Raw genomic sequence first — 17,180 nt, 5'->3', positions numbered from 1 at the left:
TCAATCGTGATTCGCATGCGACGTTCACGCCGCTGATCAATTGTCGGCAGCGGCCTGGACGCGTTTCGCAAAATCCGCCTGACCCGCTATTGCTACGTGTTCGGAATTGGCCAAGGCAAGAGTAGTTCGCGAAGTGATATCGCGGACTGTTTGCTTCGATCTCATTAGAATCGTGTTACTTTAGTTCTGTAAATGTCGTAAACATTACATTTCAAATTCGTCATCACTGTCGAGCCAGGCGCCGTCAAGTTTGAATTGCTCGGCAGCATTCGATTTAGCGGATATCGTGGGGGTTTGAAAGCCGAGACGTATGCGGGGGCGTTGGTTCAATAAGTCCTGGGTTTTCTCGAGCTGGTACGCGGTGAGTTCGTCAAACCGCGTTCCTTTGGGAAAGAATTCTTGAACCAAGCCGTTGGTGTTTTCGTTGGTGCCGCGTTGCCACGGGCTGTGCGGGCGGCGAAATAAATGTCGGTGAGCAGGTATTCTTTGAGCCACGCATGGTCCGCGAATTCGCTGCCATTGTCGAACGTGATGCTCTGTCGAAAATGCGGCGGATACTTCAGCAGACGGCGAAAAATGGCCCGCGTGACCGTCGTTGCTTTGAGATTCTCGACATAGATCAATTCGAGCCAACCGCAGCGTCGTTCGACCAGGCTGATGAGCGCGCCGCCTTGATGCTTGGGGCCAGCGATCGTGTCGCCTTCCCAGTCGCCGTAACGGGCACGCTGCTCGATGATGGCGGGGCGATCTGTGATGCGACAACGTTCTTTGCCGGTGGATTTGCGGCGACGTTTGCGGGACATGGCCCGTCGCATCAACTTCTTCCAGACGCGGTTGTGATCAGCGCTTCGGGCCCAGGTGTAGATCGTTTGCGCCGTGAGGTGAAAGCGTCGATCTTGCGGAAATCGACGCTTCAAATCTCCAGCGATCTGCTCGGGCGACCAGTGCAATTTGAGATGCTCGATGACAAAGTCACGCACTTCGGGCCGTTGCATTTTGCGGCTCTTCTGGCGAGCTGCCACACGCCGACACGCGGCTTTCTGCTGCGCTGCATGGGCAAAATAATACGGGCCGGTGCGGTTGCGTTTGAGCTCGCGTCGGATCGTGCTCTCGGCCCGCCCCATCGTCTTCGCGAGCCACGAAATCGGTCGCCCAGCTTCTCGCTAAAAACTCCCGTTCACTCGCACTAAGTTGAGTTGCCATCGTTGAGGCTCCGTTTGAAAACCAGAGGTGAGATTCCGGTATTCAAACCCCTCAACGATGGTCCTTCAAATCGACTGCTATCACGCAATGCTACTGAGCGTTTCTATTTTGAACGCGCCCCACTTCGCGAAGGCATCCCTGCACGACGTTGCGACATTGCTTGGTTGGAAGCTTGTACCATGAATCAACTAGCAACTGAAGATTGGCTTCAGATTGCGACAAAGGAAGTCGATCTGTGCCGCCATGATGCAGCGCATTTGCAGCAGGCAACATTCTCGCAACGCACTACTGGCCTAGCGGGTTAGCTCGGGTTCAAATCCCGTCACCCCGAATTGATTGGACAAGAATCCCTTCGCAATAACTTCGAGGGGATTTCTCAAGTAGGGGCAAGAGTTGGGCCATCGAGCCCGCAGTTCGCCATCCGCGTTCTAATCGAGCGATTCCACCGCGCTAAGCTTCAGCTTGAGATCTTCAGTTCGGTCTCGCAGTTCGTTCTGATATCTAAGAAAAAACAAGGCCAGGCGGAGGCTTTCGCCCCCGCCTGGCCTTCTAATTCCGCTAAGCAGCATCCGATCGCTCATTAGCTTCACCATCGTCCGGCTTCTGCAACGATTTTGCAAACTCCAGCGCCTTCCGGATCGTCGGTTCGGTTCTCTCAAAATGCGCCACTGCCATCTTCATGGTGACATTCGGCTGGCTCATGAACTCCCTCACAGCTTGAGCGTTGCTGCGCGGCCAGTTGGGCAAGTTGAGACGACTAATCGCCTTTCCGAAAGCGTCAATGCCGAACTTCTCCTTGGCATACCGCAAGGCGGCGCGGATGGTGGGCGGCGTTTTCCCGAAGTACTTGGCCGTGACCTCCATGGAGGCATGGCTTCTCAAGCGGAATTCTGCAACCGCCAGCGCATTCGCCTCGGCCCAGGACTGGGTCACTGGTACCTCAAAATGGTCTTCCGTGAACCATTCGGGACCTAAGCCTGCGAAGCGTTCGGTGTCGACCGCGAATTCGTTCGCCTCCGCGGCCACGTCGTCATCATCGATTGCTCCCTTGATGTCCAGGCGAGCACGGCGGCGCGGATTCGCGAGAAAACGGGCCGGAGTGGCGTCGGTATCGACAGGTGAACTCGTCGAGTCACGAATGAACAAGTCCAAGTCCCCCGCCAGTGCCCCCAGTTTGCAGGTGCGAACGGTTACATGGCCCGCGTCATCGCACCAGATCGAATCGATATGGTGAGATAGCATCAGATTCATTGCCGAGGCATTACTGCCTTTCAGCATTTCTGCCAGTTGCTGGAGGTGCTGAGAGATTTCCTGCGGATCCAGGGCTTGTTGCCGCTGCTGTTGGCTGGCCACTCGCGACCCCAGATCAGCATCAATTTGCCGGCAGCGGGCAATCGCTCGTTCGAGTTCGGACTCGATGCTCTGACGAACAATAGGCGAGAGAGACGGATTTCCCAGGGATTGGACCCAGCCGCGCTGCGCATCCTCCAACCCCTGCTTTTCAGCTAACAGGGCAGCGGAAGGATCTGGCTGCTGCGCATCGTAGGATTCCAGCTCCCGGCGAACGATTTCAATCAACTCAACCATCGCCGGCTGGTCGGGACTGCAATCATCCAGCTCAAGGCGCTTCCACATGAGCTCGATCACTGTCTCTCGCAGCCAATCTTCCGGTACCCTCTGGCGATTGTGACAAAGCCCTCCCGCGATACCAGAGCAGCCATAGTTCACGTAGCGTCGCTCCTCACCAGAAACCGTTTGGTAGGGAGCACTCGACTGCGCGGTCATGCGACGTTTGCAATGCGCACAGTGGACCAGGCCCGTGAGTGGGTACTTGAGGGCCAAGCCAGGAGCAGTCAGGCCGACGATTTGCTGCTTTGAATCGTCGCGCTTGGGGCATTTTTCCCGGCGCGCTTGACGGAGCGCTTGAACTCGGTCCCAGCGGTCCCGGTCGATAATCGGCTCGCAGAAGTCAACGATGTGGACCCATTCCTCCTTCGGTAAAGGGTTGATCTTGCGCACTTCGTCGACGAGGCCTGTGCAGTTGCGTCCCCAGATGTACTCGCCGATATGCATTTCGTTATCCAGCGTCTCACCGATCGTGGCTGGGTGAAATGGCTTCAGGTCATCGGGAATGCGCGGGTCATTATTCAAGGCCTTCGCGATCCGGCCGGTTCCATACCCCAACTCATCCGCCAGCCGGAAGATTTCTTCGACGATCCAGCGGGTATTCGGGTCAGGTTCGGGGACACGGTGGTCGATCTCGTCCAGGCCATTGACTTGCTTGTAGACGGATCGCAATCGAAAACCGATCGGAGCCGCGCCACCTGGCCACTGTTTTTGCCGCACCGCATCCCGCTTGCCGCGCAAGACATTGTGGGCCTTGATGCGGCCATCTTCGCTCGCGCGAATCGACTCAAACGCCGACAGGGCCCGACCGGCTGTGGTTGTGGGATCGGCAAACCCCGAGTCCGCCGTCAAAACCAAGAGGCCCATTCGCTGGATCGAGCGCCGGATCGCAGCGCCCTCGTCAGAGCGAGTTAAACGCTCGAACGTATCGACCAGGATCAGATCCGCCTGGATGCGTTTGCTCTTGACGTCTTTCATCATCCGTGAGTAGCCGGGGCGCTTTCGCGTCAGCCGGCCCGAGATCCCATCGTCCCGGTAGACCGCCACGGTCTGCCAGGGCAATGCCATCCGCCGAATCAACTCCTCGATCACATCCTTCTGTTGATCAGGAGAACGCGGATTCTGTCTGTCCGAAGACATCCGCAGGTAGATCACCACGCGATACGGCAAGTGCAATTCAAATTTGGTCGTTAACACTGCAAAGCTCCTTCCCTGGTTGTGAGCCTAGCCGGATGCTTCGGGCGATTAGTCGCCCGAGAAAACGCAACAGGTCCTTCCGTTTCCGCCGGCGCAGCTGCTCAGCAGCTCGCAGCAAGTCGGACTCGGTCGGCTCTATACCCAGGGGAAAACCGGTTGCGCGTAGAAGCTGTTCCAAGCGTGATTCACCGGCCTGCGTCGCCAGCGTATGGTCATCAGTCATGAGATTTCTCGCGAAAAAGAGGGTGGATGAGGTTGGTCCAGGATGCCGATCGGGCCAGCCGCTGGCTCGATCGGCTAAACTTGGAAGGTAAACTCGCGCGTTTGGGAATCGCTTTGTTTGACGCGAGCGAATCGCCTGCAGGCGGAAGGACGGGGCGGTCGATACCGGCGATAGGGGCAGAGCAGAATGAGCAGACGAAATCGTCAAAACAGGGCTTCGGCCGGCCCGGATGAATCACAAGTCATTTCCGGCCGGTACGGAAGCATGGAAATAGGCAATGCGCAAAAGCCCGTGCCATTTGGCGAGCGCTTGTCGGGCTGTTCCCAGGAATGTGGCTGGCGAGCTGACTTGCAGCTCTTCCCTGAATTGGCAGCGTTTGTCGTGCCGTTCCAACTGGTTTCGATTGCCAATATTCAGCAGCGGCTGTGGCCCGCAAGCGGAATGAGCGACTACTCGGTCTATTCGAGACGCTTTGGTTTCGAGATTCTGACTAGCACGCCAGCCATTTCGGCTGACGATCGCGAAGATTTCGAATTGATGCTCAAGCTGAATCAGAGGATGCCCCAGACAAAGGCGCATCTGAAGCGGCAGTTCTCGTCGATCACCGAACTCAAGATCCGGCCCAGCGGGCGCATTGATCGCCAGAACGACAAAAACATCTTGCCAGCCAATTTGGGGCTGAAGGCCGACGGCCGGGGGCGGAAGTGGTCCATCGACCAATTGCTCGAAGAAGGAGACAAACTTCTCGAATCCGCGCCGCACGTACCCGTTCAGAGCGAAGAAACCGATGATTTTCGGGGACAACTGCGGACTGCGTACGGCTTGATGGCAGCCGCTGAAGTCAATCCCTTGCGTCTTAGTGCGGCAAAAGTGAAGCAACTCGTGCGGATGGCCTTACTAGACATGAGCCCGGAGATTCCGCCCCATCCGCGACAGACAGAATGGTTTGTCACAGCCAGATTACGAGCGCTCTGGAATGCTCACCTGGGTGATTCCGACAGCAAGTTTCGCAACTGGTTTCAAGGTAGTCGCAGCAACTTGGTCAAGGCACTAGCGAACTTGCATGGCCACCAGGGAGGAAGACTTGAGCGCGAGCACGTGGAATGGGCACTACTGAAACTTACCGGGCAGGGGCTTTGGTTCGCCGCAAATTGTCAGCATCAATTTGCAGCTGCCGTGTGGGCAACCATCTCGCCGCAGTTCCACCAATTGGATCGTGTTGACTTCGAGCAACTGTATTTCCCGCAGCCGTACCTGGGCGGTTTAACGCTTCCCCTCATTTGGGAGCGAAGTCATTTCCTGCGTCCGATCCTGACGCGAATCTGGAGCGAACCGGCCAATCGGAAGCTGCGTCCCATTTTGTGGAGAATGCTGGACTATTACGTACAGATGGTCGGCGCCCGCCGGCTGGCGGATTGCCGATCAAAGGACCGAGCCAAGGCAGCGTCAGGATCGCCGGCCGCCGCCCGTCAGGATCAAGGCTCAGCCACTGCGGAGTTCGAAGACTGGCTCGAAATATTGGCAGTCAGGAGTGGAATGCGCTGCCAGAATGGTCGATGCAGGATTAACTACGATCACGAATTCGCCGCCGACGAGACTCTCGTGATTCATCGATTCTGTCGGCAGCACGGTGCCTTGCCGCCCGTTTGTCTCACGATCAGACAAGCCGGCAAAATCATTCGCGAGGAGCGGGAGCGCTAAGTTCATCGCCAAGAAAGGTGGTCATTTTCAAAATTCTGCCGACCGGTTTTCCCCTGTCTTGTGACACTTGTTCACAGGCAGGGACTCTCGATGGCCGAAGAATACCTTTCTCCGTCAGCAGCTGCTCGACAGCTGGGGATCACGGTCACGACGCTCTACGACTGGCTCAGCCAATCGGATTATGGGTTACTGCAGATCCGGGGCGAACGGGTCACCATAGATTACCTGCAGGCCGGCCCCATGGGCCACGGGCGGATTCGCATCTCGGCGAGCGAAGTCGAGCGATTGCTGGAACTGATGCGGGTGAAGCCAAAACGGCTCGTGACTCGGCGCCCGCCATTGCCGCAAACTAACTTTCCAGGCATCACCGTGCCGTTAGGGCGTCCGGATCGAACCTAACCCGCTGCCTGCCGTCGCCTGGCCGCTGAATTGCAAATCCAGAGCCTAGCGACGACAGGCAGTAATGGTTCACGCAACACTTCTTCGGCCGCGTTTTCGCCTCGATCGACTTAGATCTGCGTCGATCAGGTCGCGCTTTTCCAACGCGTTATAGAACGATAACAGGTAATACAAGGCAACAGCCGCGCCGATCACTCCCCAAATGCCGACGGCAGGGATGGAAAGCAGTGTGGCGACGGCAATCACGATTGCCACCTGGCCAAAATGACGGGCACCATGAAACGGCATGCGTTCACCGCCGTCCTGGTACGAGCGACCAGAGGATCTGCGCCAGTGTTCGCAAGATCCAGTCAAGGCAGTCCTCTAGCCACTGTAACTGCGGAACACGCTGTGTTCTCCTTCGATTCTGATGCATCGGATCTCCTTCGCTGAGGAATGTGGAAAAGTGCCCGGGAGGGGCGGAATCGGCAAGGTCACTGGAGGTGGCCGTGCGATCGGGATCGCGATTACGCCACATTGGGCATCTGTCTGATGGACTCCATCGCCCGCTTCAAGGACTTTCGGCTTCGCCGCTCGGACTTCATCGTGCGAATCAGTTCGTTTAGGGAGCCGAGGGACGTTCGCAGCTGATTACGAACGGCAACCGCCTGGTCCACGGCAGTCGGCATGGGCTTGGGTGCCGACTCAGGGATCGCACGAGCTGTCATTCGGGTTACTCGCGGCGAGTGCTCCGCCGGATGAGCCGCCGAGCTACCTTCTGCGGGCACCGAGTCCGTGGACTTGCGGAGCGACGTCGCGGGGCGCGGGCGTGGCGCTGTGTGAGTACTGAATGGCGACTCGAGGCGGAGGCAGTCCTCGCTGGGTTTCAGTGCCTCCTTGGGATCAAGTAGCATCCAAACGTAAGTGCGGTTCGCATCGGTGGCTACTGCCGGTGCCGTGGTATTCGGGAAATGAATCTCGGGGAACCCCATGCTGGCGGCTCGGGCCAGAAATCTGCGATCCGTGCAGATCTGGATGTCGTCTCCCTGTTTGCTGGAGTTTCGCAAGAACATCTCCGCCGGCCGCGGGGTACTCAGTGAGGATGCGCGCAAGATCACCTTGCCATTTAGATCCAGCGTCAGCTCGCGGTGCGTCTCGCCAGTGGGCAGCCGGTGCAGGTTGTCCACGAAATACTTGGCATCCGTAGGCGCCAGCTTCAGTGTCGCCTTGCTGTACTGCGTTCCCGGTATCGAACGATCAACATCGGGGAACCGGCCTTCGGTGGCCACTCCCACCCAGCAAGTCCAGGGTCCGACCTGAAATGCAACCTTGTCCTCGGTCTTGCCAATTCGGATTGGCTGATCCTGAGGCAGATCCTTGCAGTCAAAGAGCTTCGTGTGCGCCAGCAATAGCTCTTCACTGAACCCGAACGTGAAGCCGGATTGCTTGAGCAGCTGTCGGCCGTCGGTGGCTGCGATGACGCCATCTTTACCCCGAATCTGGATACTCCCGAGCGCATACCGCTTGCTTTCGAGGTCGGTCGTTTCGTAAGCCTCCCGCAGCGCGACGAGCAGGTCAGCCGAATTCTCCGCGAACTGCGCGGGTAGGACCGGAAACGGTGGGGCATCAGCGGCCGGTTCCAGGGAATCGTATTCCAGCTCTTGAAACACTCCCTTGTCCTGCCAGCAGGCGCCGATCACGCCGGCTCGTCGACTGTTCAATAACACCGGTTCCTCTTTGGGTCCCTGAACATCTTCGAGAACATTCAGGGGAACAAATAGGATTTCGGGATCCTGCGGCCGAGGATCGTAGAATTGCAACGCTTGATTGCTTCCCTGGACTTCAACGAACAGGCCAGTGTCGCCAGCGCGAAATTTCAGCACGGGCTGCGCAACTTGGCGCGGCAGTGCCTTCTTGATGACCGCACGGATGTGCCTGGCCAGTGAGCGAGTAATTTGAATCAATGGGATGTCTCCGAAAGAGGTGGTCGTGACGGAAAGACGGCGGCAGCCTCGCTGGCTGCCGCCTAGAGCTTCGTCGCAGAGGCGTCTTAGGCGGCGCTCCGGCGCTGGTCGCGTTCCAGTGCATCCCAATCAACGACACTCGGTAAGACGTCATCGTCGTGATCAGGGCTGAACGGCTGAAATGGTGTGAAGACACTGAAGCCGCGGCGGCGGATGGTGCGCAACGATTCTCCCGTGGCGTCGGCCACGGCTTCATTCAGTTCAGTTTGGGTCATCGAAAATCTCCTGGAAAAAACAAACGAAATGGGAAAGGCCCGCGCTGCGCATGCGCGCACCGCAGGCCGACGAATTTGCAATGAGATGAAAACTAGAGAGACCTAACTGGGTGGCATCAGCCAATGTTCAGACAGCCAGGTCACTTCGGCGGCCAGTGCTTGGCTACGACTCGGAAAGGGGCCGAGAGTAGGCCCGGAAACGGGCGAAAGGTCGCAGGTCCACTGCCCGTGATTGTCCGGTTCCACATGCGAACCACGGCGAACGGTTAAGGTTCCCAGTTGCGTTAAATCGATCGCCTCGCCGTACACACACCGGGCGTGCCCGTTCGGTTCAATCAACAGTTCCATGGTGGTCGCGCCTCACTTGCTACGGCGCAAAATGTTGCGACGCGGGCGATCGACAAGCAGGCCATCTAATACCGCTTGCACTCCCGATAGCTGTGCAGCCACTTGCTGACGGAGCACTTGGTTTTCGCGCAGCTGCTGCGGCTCACCTTGCCGGCGCATCGCCCGCAAGCAGAAGGCCTTGAGTGCATCCAGTCCGCCGATTTCGGCGAAGGTCTCGTTGCCGCGGTGCAGAGAGATCAGGCCACTCTTCTTAAGCATCTGGGATTTTTGTTCCCAAAGCACGTCCGCGCGTAACTTGCCGTGCCGCACCAGCGATAGACTGAAAGCTCCCTCAGCTTCGTATCTCGTCAGCCCCTTCGCCGCATCAATCACGCGGTCGAACTCCGTCGGGGCGGGCAACTCGTCGCGCTCGGTGGCAATGCCGCGGGCAATCTCCGCCAGCTGCTCGCGTCCGGGCAGATCATGCTCGATGACCACGAACTGCTTATCCAGTTCAGCCGGCACTTGGACAATCGGCGATAAGATGACGACAAACGTGCGGTTCTGTTTGCCGTGGGCGATCTGCTTGGCGAGCGCCTGTACGACCTCGCCACTTTGCAGGAACCGATGAAAGTTCACCAGCACCAGCAGCGCCGGCTGATCTGATGTCGCAAATGCGGACAGGGCGCGAATGGCGGCCAGGGGATCATTGGTGCCGGTATCCGCGCTGGAGTCTTGACCCTGCAGTCGGAGCCCTTCTTCAATATCCCATGTAGCCAGCCGCCATCCTTCACTACGGCAGAGCATGGCGACTTCTGCTAACGCATCTTCATGTTCGTGTGATTCAATCCACAGCCCGGTGAAACAGGCTCGAACCAATTCTGACAATCGCTCGGTAGGCGACATAGGCATTCTCCTGGAAAACAAAAAAACGGCCGATGCGCACTCCGTTAGGGATGCGCATCGGCCGTAGAAACTGAAACTTGTTTGGACTTGCCGCTAGCGAGCGAGCTGACGCTCCAAGCGGGCGATCCGAGTGTGCAGCCGATTCACCGTGTTGAAGGCTCGCTTAAGCCTGGTCATCCAGCGCCGTAGCGCCACTCGATCGACTTGAAGCTGTTCCTGTTGGCGCTCGCGGCGATGAAATTGGCGACCAGTGGAGGGCGGCTCGGGTACAGGGCGCAAAACACGCCGGCGGACCTGACTCATATCTGGCCCTCCTTAATCGTCTGGTCACGAGCCTGGTGTTGGTGGAACTCAGTCGTAATCCTTTCGCTCACTTGAGCCCCCAAGGCCTGCTCGATATAACGACTTGCCTGGCGACATTCGCCGCCGACAAATCCCTTGGTTTCAATTTTCGTTTCGCCCTTGGGCGATACCACGACTTCGATGATTTTCGTCATGCGGCACCGCCAGTCACCTGGATGGTGAGTTTGATCGAACCATCGGCGAGCGTTTGCTCGCTGACCGTGTGACCCTTCTTGCGGGCCTCGATTTTCGCTAGTTCACACGCGTATGCCTGTAGGAACCGATCCAGCTCCTGCTGTTTTCCCCATCTGCCATTAAAGTTGTCAAACTTCAGCTGGCCATTGGTGAGATCGCAAACAACTGGATACTGCCATGCGGGGAGTTGTACGGTGAGGCCCTCTGCGGTGTTGGTGAAGAGCTTGGCAACCTGATGGATTGGCGGTGCTAAACCGAGCCGGCGGCAGGCAGCCATGACGGCCGCAGCATCACGCACCTGCGTTTGAATCTGTACGATATGGGACAAGGTCTACCTCCATTAACTTGAGAATTGTGGAACCGGGTCGTTACCGGTCAGTGGTTAGCCAGACCGCTATTCGATCCACTGAGATGCGGGACGTCTGGAGAAACCCGAGTCGTAGAAACATCTGAGATCAGGAAACTGTTGACCGCGGCTTCATCCGGGCCACTTCGGTTGAGCGAATACAAGAGCAGCCCAATGATGAGGAAAGGCAGCAGGGCGCTGATGAGCAGCGCGACCCCGCCAATCGCTTCCGCAATGATGGGATCCCGATGCCGTTGAGTAGCGATCGATCGTCGCTCGGCCTCCAATTGCGCACGAGCTTCGTCGATCCGCTGGTAACTCTCGGCGATCTCGGATTGCAATTCCCGCCGAGACTGGATGAATTGCTCACGCGCTTCGGCTTCTGCCTGGACCAACTCGCGCGTTGACTCTGCAATTTGCCGACTGTTCTCGGCAACGGCTTCGCTCTGTCGACTTTGTTGCTCAAGACTCGACTGGGCGAGTTCCGTCAGTCGTTGATCCGGAGGACTGCAGCCGCACATCAACAGCAGCATGGCTGTCAGCATGGCCGCGGCCAATGGAACGTAGTGAGACTTCATGCATTGATCTCCACTTGAAGATGCGGACGAGTAAGGTTTGCATCGCCCGCCGCAGGCGAATCTCGCGAACTAATGCGAGGGTAAGTAGCAGCGACAGGAGCGAAGACGCTCCGAGCGCTTGGACACACGACATGGCTTTTCCTTTCGAGATAGAGTCGCACATTGAAGAACCGTTTGAAGTGGCAGTACAGATGCACGGCGGGCAATAACGGCGCGCATTCGTACTGCCTCCTACTCGCAAAAAACTTGGCTGCAAAACGCTACGGCATTACGACAGCGCAGACAGCAATGCATGAATTCACGACTTGGTGAAGCTGCACCTGTAACGCTAAACCGCGGCCATTGCGGGAAGATGTCTTTGACCAGTTGGGAGGAGTGAGGATGGCATGCGTTTACGAGCATCATGTCGCTGCACGAGAAAGTGCGACAGAGTGCGAATGTTAAGTCATTCCACAATTATATATGACGCATTTTTCGCATTTATTTAGCAATGACCTGAAAAATGACGGCATTTCGAGTTAGGTGTGGACGTTCGTTGTCGATCAAACTCGGTACACCACACCCCTACCAGCCACCGGGGTGAGATAAGGTTCATCCGCCGCTTGCGTGGCATTTTTCCGGTGACAGAATCAGTCAATGGGCAGAGAGGCTGGCTTTCGGCCAGAAAACTTACTCGGGCCCCGGCGCAGTGGCCCTGCGCTGGGCCATTCAATAACGCCACGGGGCAGGTGCGTTGCTGCGTGGCATTTTCTTTTGTGGCCGAAGCAGTTTCGTCAAGCATCGAGACGCTCCCGCTTCCAGGCGGCCATCGCATGTGACAGAATCTGTCGCACCACCCTGCCCAGCCCGTCGCAATGAGCATTTCCTTGGGCCCCCAGCGTCAACACTCAGAATGATTAAGCTGAACCCGGCTGTGTTTTCGCCTGCCAGCGGCCAACAGATCGAAAAGTTCAAGCAGTTTCTCGACCGCAACTTCCCTGGCTGGCGGTCCGCGTTGATCCAAGAATCTGACACGCTCTGCATCTGGGAACCGTGCGCCGACAATCAACGCCATGCGAAGCTGTGGGAAGACTACGTCGAAATCTGGGACGACACCACGAATGTCGATGGACCTGACAATCTGTTGAGGCATCGCATCTGTAGCGCGGCTGGCGACGAGACGCCAGTCGCGGTGTGGCACCAGGGGGATTAGATTGGCAGTCCTTCCAAGACTTCGCTTTCATCAGCCCCTGGCAACGCGGCACGAACGAAAACAACGACGGCCTGGTCCGCGAGTTCTGCCCGAAAGGAACGCGTTTTGACGAAATCAGCGCGTAACCTCCTGAACCACCGCCCCGCAAACGTCTCGACTTTCAAACCCCCAACGATATCGTGGAAGCGTGTGACTGGCCGCGCGGTTCGGTGCGTGAGCCTCGGCGGATTTCAGCCGTTGTAGAATTACTCGCGCCACTTCGGCTCGCACGGGCACTCGACGAGCTTTTTTGGTCTTCGATGCAAGAGCTGGAAGAGGCACTAGCAAATTCGCTGGGACTTATCACGGAGTTGGCCCATAAGGGCCACAATCGCTTGATGACGCTGCGCGTCAGGCTCGATCGCCGCTGCGCGGTCCATTGCTACCAACAAGGGGGGCAACGACTCGTGCACGCGTTAACGGTCCAATTCCGAGTCGAGTCCGACGTTTTCGACAATCAGATTCCAGATCTTTATCGCCAACACCAGCGAATCGTAATCTCAGTGTCAATCCCTGAGCGACTTGATTCGGAGCATTATTCAGTAGCACAATGATTGCCCACTCTCCTCGAATCCCATTGGGATTCCGGACCGTCGCCCGGAATTGTGTTTGTGCGAATCCGTCGATTGCTGGCTAGAATCTGGCTAATGGAGAGCGACGTTGTTGAAGAGTGTCGAACAATTTGCGAAAGCACTGGTCGCGGCGGAATTGCTTACCGCCGACGAGGTAAAGGCTATTTGGAGTTCGCTTCGACGTGAGCGACGGCCCGCCGATGGCGAAGCCTTTGCCTGCCTGCTGAGCGAACAGCAACGACTGACGAAGTTTCAGGCGAATGAAATTCTTTCCGGCAGCCAAACGCCACTCGTTCTCGGCGATTACGTGCTCCTCGACAAAATCGGTGCCGGCGGGATGGGGCAAGTGTTTAAGGCCCGGCATAGGCATATGAAACGGTTGGCGGCGATCAAGCTGTTGCCACCGGCCTTCACGCAAGACGAAGCAGCCGTCAAGCGGTTTCAGCGCGAAGTGGAAGCGGCGGCCAAGTTGTCGCATCCACATATCGTGCAGGCTTACGATGCCGGTGTACAGCGCGGCGTCTGGTATCTGGTGATGGAATTGGTTGACGGTCGCGATCTGGCGAGCGTCGTTGCGCTCGAAGGTCCGCTGCCCATCGCCACCGCGTTGGATTATGTCCGGCAGGCGGCGCTCGGACTGGCCTTTGCACACGAGAACGGCATTGTTCATCGAGACGTAAAACCGGCGAATTTGCTGCTGGACAAGAAGGGTGTCGTGAAGGTCCTAGACTTAGGACTGGCACGGATTGACGATAACGTCGCCGCACAAGAGGGACTTACTGCGTCGGGGATTGTGATGGGAACCATTGATTTCATGGCCCCCGAACAAGCCTTCGACACTCATACGGCTGATGCCCGGGCCGACATCTACTCGCTGGGCTGCACCCTGTTTCGGTTGCTCACTAATAAGAATATGTACGAAGGGGATACGCTGGCGAAAAAACTCCTGGCGCATCAGCAGGGCGCGCTGCCTTCGTTGGCGAGCTTGCGCAACGATGCGCCGCGCGATTTGGTGTCGCTGTTTGAAAAACTCGTCGCCAAGGAGCCTGCCGAGCGCCCGCAAACGATGGGTGAGGTCGCAACCGTTCTCGCAAGTCTCTCTGCTCAGCTTCGCGGAGTTCCACTACCGGCCGCTGGTTCTGCGGGTTCCATCGAGCTTCAGCAACTTCCAGAGACTGGTCGGCAGGCGGATCTCGCCACCTTACAGAAACCGCAGCCCTTCGACACAGCGCCGGACGCTTTGCCACCCACCGTGTCGCTGCAAAATTCAACGCAATCGACCGATCCCGTTTCCGAACGTTCGATTCAAATTGCCCGCGCACTTTCGTCCCGCAAGTTCGGCGCACAGCAACTTGCCTGGATCAGAAATCACTGGACTTTGGCCGGGGGCGGTATGGCCGCTCTGCTGGCCATTGCACTCGGCATTTCGAGTTGGTTCCTGATAAACCGACCAGCCAAGATCGATGTGCCGCCGGGTGGCAGTGCCACGCTGCAATATACCCACGGCCCCGCGAAGCCAGCTGCAATTGCCAAGGGCTGGGAAGCCTGGTCCACCGAGGCACCCAAGCCAGCCGTCGTGCCTCTCTCAGCTGCCGAAGCGAAAACACTTCAAGCCGCATGGGCTGCGTTTCTAGGGGCTCCGCCTGAATGGGAAAATAGCTTGGGCATGAAATTTGTCTTGATTCCGCCGGGAGCGTATCGGCGCGGAAGTACGGATGCCGTCATTCAGCACCTGGTTGCTAGTGGAGCCAATGATGAGCATTGGCGCGATTGTGTGCGCAGCGAGGGGCCACAACACTTGGTGACTTTGACGCAGCCGTTTTATCTGGGCGCTCACGAAGTAACCCAGGCGAATTATCAGGAAATCATCGGCATCAACCCGGCGCATTTTTCCGCGACGGGAGATGGCAAGGATCTGGTGCAGGATCTCGATACAAGTCAGTTTCCCGTCGAGCATGTCAGCTGGAATGATGCCGCGTTGTTTTGCGCGAGTTTGAGCAAGCGGGAGAAAATGTCAGAGGTCTATCGCCAGACTGGCCAGACAGTGAGCACGCAAAGCGGCAATGGTTATCGCCTGCCGAGCGAAGCCGAATGGGAATTTGCCTGCCGCGCGGGGACGAACACGCAGTTCTCAACCGGCGATGCGGAACAAAAACTACTCCTAGCCGCCTGGTGTTACGACAACTCCGAAGCTCGCACACATCCGGTCGGCGAAAAATTAGCTAATCCGTTCGGCGTTTACGATATCCACGGCAATGTTTGGGAATGGACGCAGGATTGTTTTGAGTTGAATACGTATGCGCAGTTTCGCGATCAACCCGCCCGCGATCCTCGTGGCCCGACGTCGAATGCGTTTTCGCCGCGAGTGGTCCGCGGCGGCTGCTGGCTGTACGGCGCGGATGTCTGCCGCACAGCCTACCGAGATTCACAAGATGTGCCGTATCGAGATAGCTTGTTTGGCTTTCGCGTGGTGGTTTCCGTTGAAGCGGTCAGGGCTGCAATCGCGGAGCGTCAACATTAGCTAATAGTTGAGCACTCCATAGAACGGAGAATTGCCAGAAGCTGCCGATCAAATTGCTTTGCCGCACCGACGCTCCACATTTTTTGAACTGGAGAGTTCGCGGCAATAGGCGCGTTCAAAATAGAAACGCTCGGTAGTGTTGCGTGATAGCAGTTGATTTGAAGTGCCATCGTTGAGGGGTTTGAATACCGGAATCTCACCTCTGGTTTTCAAACGGAGCCTCAACGATGGCAACTCAGCTTAGCGCGAGTGAACGGGAGTTTCTAGCCGTGCAGCGAGAAGCAGGGCGACCGATTGCGTGGCTCGCGAAGACGATCGGGCGGGCCGAGAGCACGCTCCGCCGCGAGCTCAAACGCAACAGTACCGGTCGACACTACTTGGCTCATGAAGCCCAACTGAATGCGGATCGTCGGCGCGTGGCGGCGCGACAGAAGAGTCGCAAGATGCAACGGCCTGAGGTGCGTGAGTTTGTCATCGAGCATCTCCGGTTGCATTGGTCGCCCGAGCAGATCGCGGGGGATTTGAAGCGGCGATTTCCGCAGGATCGACGCTTTCACCTCACGGCGCAAACGATCTACACGTGGGCCCGCGGCGATGATCATAGGCGCGTCTGGAGGAAACTGCTGCGGCGGGCCATGACGCGCAAACGGCACCGTGAATCTATCGGCAAAGAGCGTTGCGCCATCGCCGATCGTCCTGCCATCATCGAGCAGCGTGGCCGTTACGGCGATTGGGAAGGCGACACGATCGTCGGGCCTAAACATCAAGGTGGTGCGCTCATCAGCCTGGTCGAACGACGCTGCGGTTGGCTCGAACTGATCTATGTCGAGAACCTCAAAACAAAGACGGTCACCCGAGCGATCTTTCGGCGTCTGCTCAAGTATCCGCCGCACTTTCGGCAGAGCATCACCTTCGACAACGGCAGTGAGTTCGCGGATCACCAGTGGCTCAAAAAACACCTGCTCACCGAGATTTATTTCGCGGCTCTGCATAGCCCATGGCAACGCGGCACCAACGAAAACACCAACGGTCTCGTCCGCGAATTCTTCCCGAAGGGAACGCGTTTCGACGAAATCAGCGCATATCAAATCGAGAAAACGCAGGAATTGCTGAACCAACGCCCCCGCAAACGTCTCGGCTTTCAAACCCCAGCGATATGCGCCAAATCGAGTGCTGTCGTGCAATTCAAACTTGACTGCGCCGGACGCTTTCTCTCTGAATAGAGCGTGAAGCATTATGTGCCAAATGTTAGTGCACTCCCATTTAGTTATGACGCATTCAAGCAGCAAATTTAGCTAATCTGAGCGAAATTTCCGCTCGACTAACCACCTTGGTCGCGAAGCAAGCGACTGACGCGGAAATTGATGAGAATCATGCTCTCAATGAGGCTCGATTATTGAAGAATTTTCATTTGCAAGTCGCTCGCTGGAGTCCGTCTGATGGCCAAGAAAGCCAAAAAGGCCTGAATAAATCGCGTTTATAAAGTGGCAAGTCCTACCGCTTCCACAAAGAAATCGGGAGCCTAGGTAAGGCTGGCGAAGCCCGTTGGTCGACGGTGAACCGAGGAAATATCGAGCAACTCATCAGAGCCAAAA

16 protein-coding genes are annotated in these 17,180 nt (G+C 57.2%); 5 read left to right on the top strand and 11 right to left on the bottom strand.

Translation table 11 applies throughout. The features are described from left to right. Positions 1-326: 326 nt before the first annotated feature. The 3 genes from M9Q49_RS07785 to M9Q49_RS07775 form a co-directional block, all read right to left on the bottom strand. Positions 327-1,124 (bottom strand): IS30 family transposase, encoded by a 798-nt coding sequence (locus M9Q49_RS07785; RefSeq protein WP_254508152.1) that lies wholly within the window; start codon positions 1,122-1,124, stop codon positions 327-329. A gap of 637 nt (positions 1,125-1,761) precedes the next feature. Then, a complete protein-coding gene (locus M9Q49_RS07780) occupies positions 1,762-4,026 on the bottom strand; it encodes a recombinase family protein (protein ID WP_254508151.1) in 2,265 nt (754 codons plus the stop codon). A gap of 457 nt (positions 4,027-4,483) precedes the next feature. Beyond that, on the bottom strand, positions 4,484-5,053 hold the full coding sequence (locus M9Q49_RS07775) for a hypothetical protein (protein ID WP_254508150.1): 570 nt from the start codon (positions 5,051-5,053) through the stop codon (positions 4,484-4,486). A 21-nt stretch (positions 5,054-5,074) separates the two neighbouring features. Here M9Q49_RS07775 and M9Q49_RS07770 point away from each other — a divergent pair, with 21 nt between their 5' ends. Further along, the gene (locus M9Q49_RS07770) at positions 5,075-5,950 is read left to right on the top strand and encodes a hypothetical protein (protein WP_254508149.1); all 876 of its coding nucleotides are present in this window, start codon (positions 5,075-5,077) and stop codon (positions 5,948-5,950) included. Positions 5,951-6,040: 90 nt separating this feature from the next. Beyond that, positions 6,041-6,349: a helix-turn-helix domain-containing protein gene (locus M9Q49_RS07765; RefSeq protein WP_254508148.1), complete on the top strand. Its 309-nt coding sequence runs from the start codon at positions 6,041-6,043 to the stop codon at positions 6,347-6,349. A 69-nt stretch (positions 6,350-6,418) separates the two neighbouring features. Here M9Q49_RS07765 and M9Q49_RS07760 read toward each other — a convergent pair whose 3' ends face one another. From M9Q49_RS07760 to M9Q49_RS07725, 8 genes are all read right to left on the bottom strand, one after another. Then, positions 6,419-6,637 carry a hypothetical protein gene (locus M9Q49_RS07760; RefSeq protein ID WP_254508147.1) on the bottom strand — a complete coding sequence of 73 codons (219 nt, stop codon included), beginning with the start codon at positions 6,635-6,637 and terminating at the stop codon, positions 6,419-6,421. Between the two features lie 218 nt (positions 6,638-6,855). Continuing rightward, positions 6,856-8,292 carry a hypothetical protein gene (locus M9Q49_RS07755; protein WP_254508146.1) on the bottom strand — a complete coding sequence of 479 codons (1,437 nt, stop codon included), beginning with the start codon at positions 8,290-8,292 and terminating at the stop codon, positions 6,856-6,858. Positions 8,293-8,378: 86 nt separating this feature from the next. Continuing rightward, the gene (locus M9Q49_RS07750) at positions 8,379-8,567 is read right to left on the bottom strand and encodes a hypothetical protein (protein WP_254508145.1); all 189 of its coding nucleotides are present in this window, start codon (positions 8,565-8,567) and stop codon (positions 8,379-8,381) included. Between the two features lie 102 nt (positions 8,568-8,669). After that, positions 8,670-8,915 carry a hypothetical protein gene (locus M9Q49_RS07745; RefSeq protein ID WP_254508144.1) on the bottom strand — a complete coding sequence of 82 codons (246 nt, stop codon included), beginning with the start codon at positions 8,913-8,915 and terminating at the stop codon, positions 8,670-8,672. 12 nt (positions 8,916-8,927) lie between these two features. Next, complete coding sequence (locus M9Q49_RS07740) at positions 8,928-9,800, bottom strand: hypothetical protein (RefSeq protein ID WP_254508143.1); 873 nt, start codon at positions 9,798-9,800, stop codon at positions 8,928-8,930. A gap of 299 nt (positions 9,801-10,099) precedes the next feature. Further along, the gene (locus tag M9Q49_RS07735) at positions 10,100-10,297 is read right to left on the bottom strand and encodes a DUF2997 domain-containing protein (RefSeq protein ID WP_254508142.1); all 198 of its coding nucleotides are present in this window, start codon (positions 10,295-10,297) and stop codon (positions 10,100-10,102) included. Further along, entirely contained in the window at positions 10,294-10,665 is a 372-nt protein-coding gene (locus M9Q49_RS07730) for a DUF1257 domain-containing protein (RefSeq protein ID WP_254508141.1), read from the bottom strand. Before M9Q49_RS07730 ends, M9Q49_RS07735 begins: the two co-directional genes overlap by 4 nt. 47 nt (positions 10,666-10,712) lie before the next feature. After that, positions 10,713-11,228 (bottom strand): hypothetical protein, encoded by a 516-nt coding sequence (locus M9Q49_RS07725; protein ID WP_254508140.1) that lies wholly within the window; start codon positions 11,226-11,228, stop codon positions 10,713-10,715. A gap of 925 nt (positions 11,229-12,153) precedes the next feature. Here M9Q49_RS07725 and M9Q49_RS07720 point away from each other — a divergent pair. From M9Q49_RS07720 to M9Q49_RS07705, 3 genes are all read left to right on the top strand, one after another. Next, on the top strand, positions 12,154-12,453 hold the full coding sequence (locus M9Q49_RS07720) for a hypothetical protein (RefSeq protein WP_254508139.1): 300 nt from the start codon (positions 12,154-12,156) through the stop codon (positions 12,451-12,453). A 699-nt stretch (positions 12,454-13,152) separates the two neighbouring features. Further along, positions 13,153-15,585 (top strand): bifunctional serine/threonine-protein kinase/formylglycine-generating enzyme family protein, encoded by a 2,433-nt coding sequence (locus tag M9Q49_RS07710; protein ID WP_254508138.1) that lies wholly within the window; start codon positions 13,153-13,155, stop codon positions 15,583-15,585. 227 nt (positions 15,586-15,812) lie between these two features. Then, on the top strand, positions 15,813-16,808 hold the full coding sequence (locus M9Q49_RS07705; RefSeq protein ID WP_254508137.1) for an IS30 family transposase: 996 nt from the start codon (positions 15,813-15,815) through the stop codon (positions 16,806-16,808). The last annotated feature ends 372 nt before the right edge of the window (positions 16,809-17,180 follow it).

Source organism: Anatilimnocola floriformis, assembly GCF_024256385.1.
Classification (GTDB): Bacteria; Planctomycetota; Planctomycetia; order Pirellulales; family Pirellulaceae; genus Anatilimnocola; species Anatilimnocola floriformis.
The sequence above is the reverse complement of the archived record's forward strand: the minus strand, read 5'-3'. Positions and strand labels throughout refer to the sequence as shown.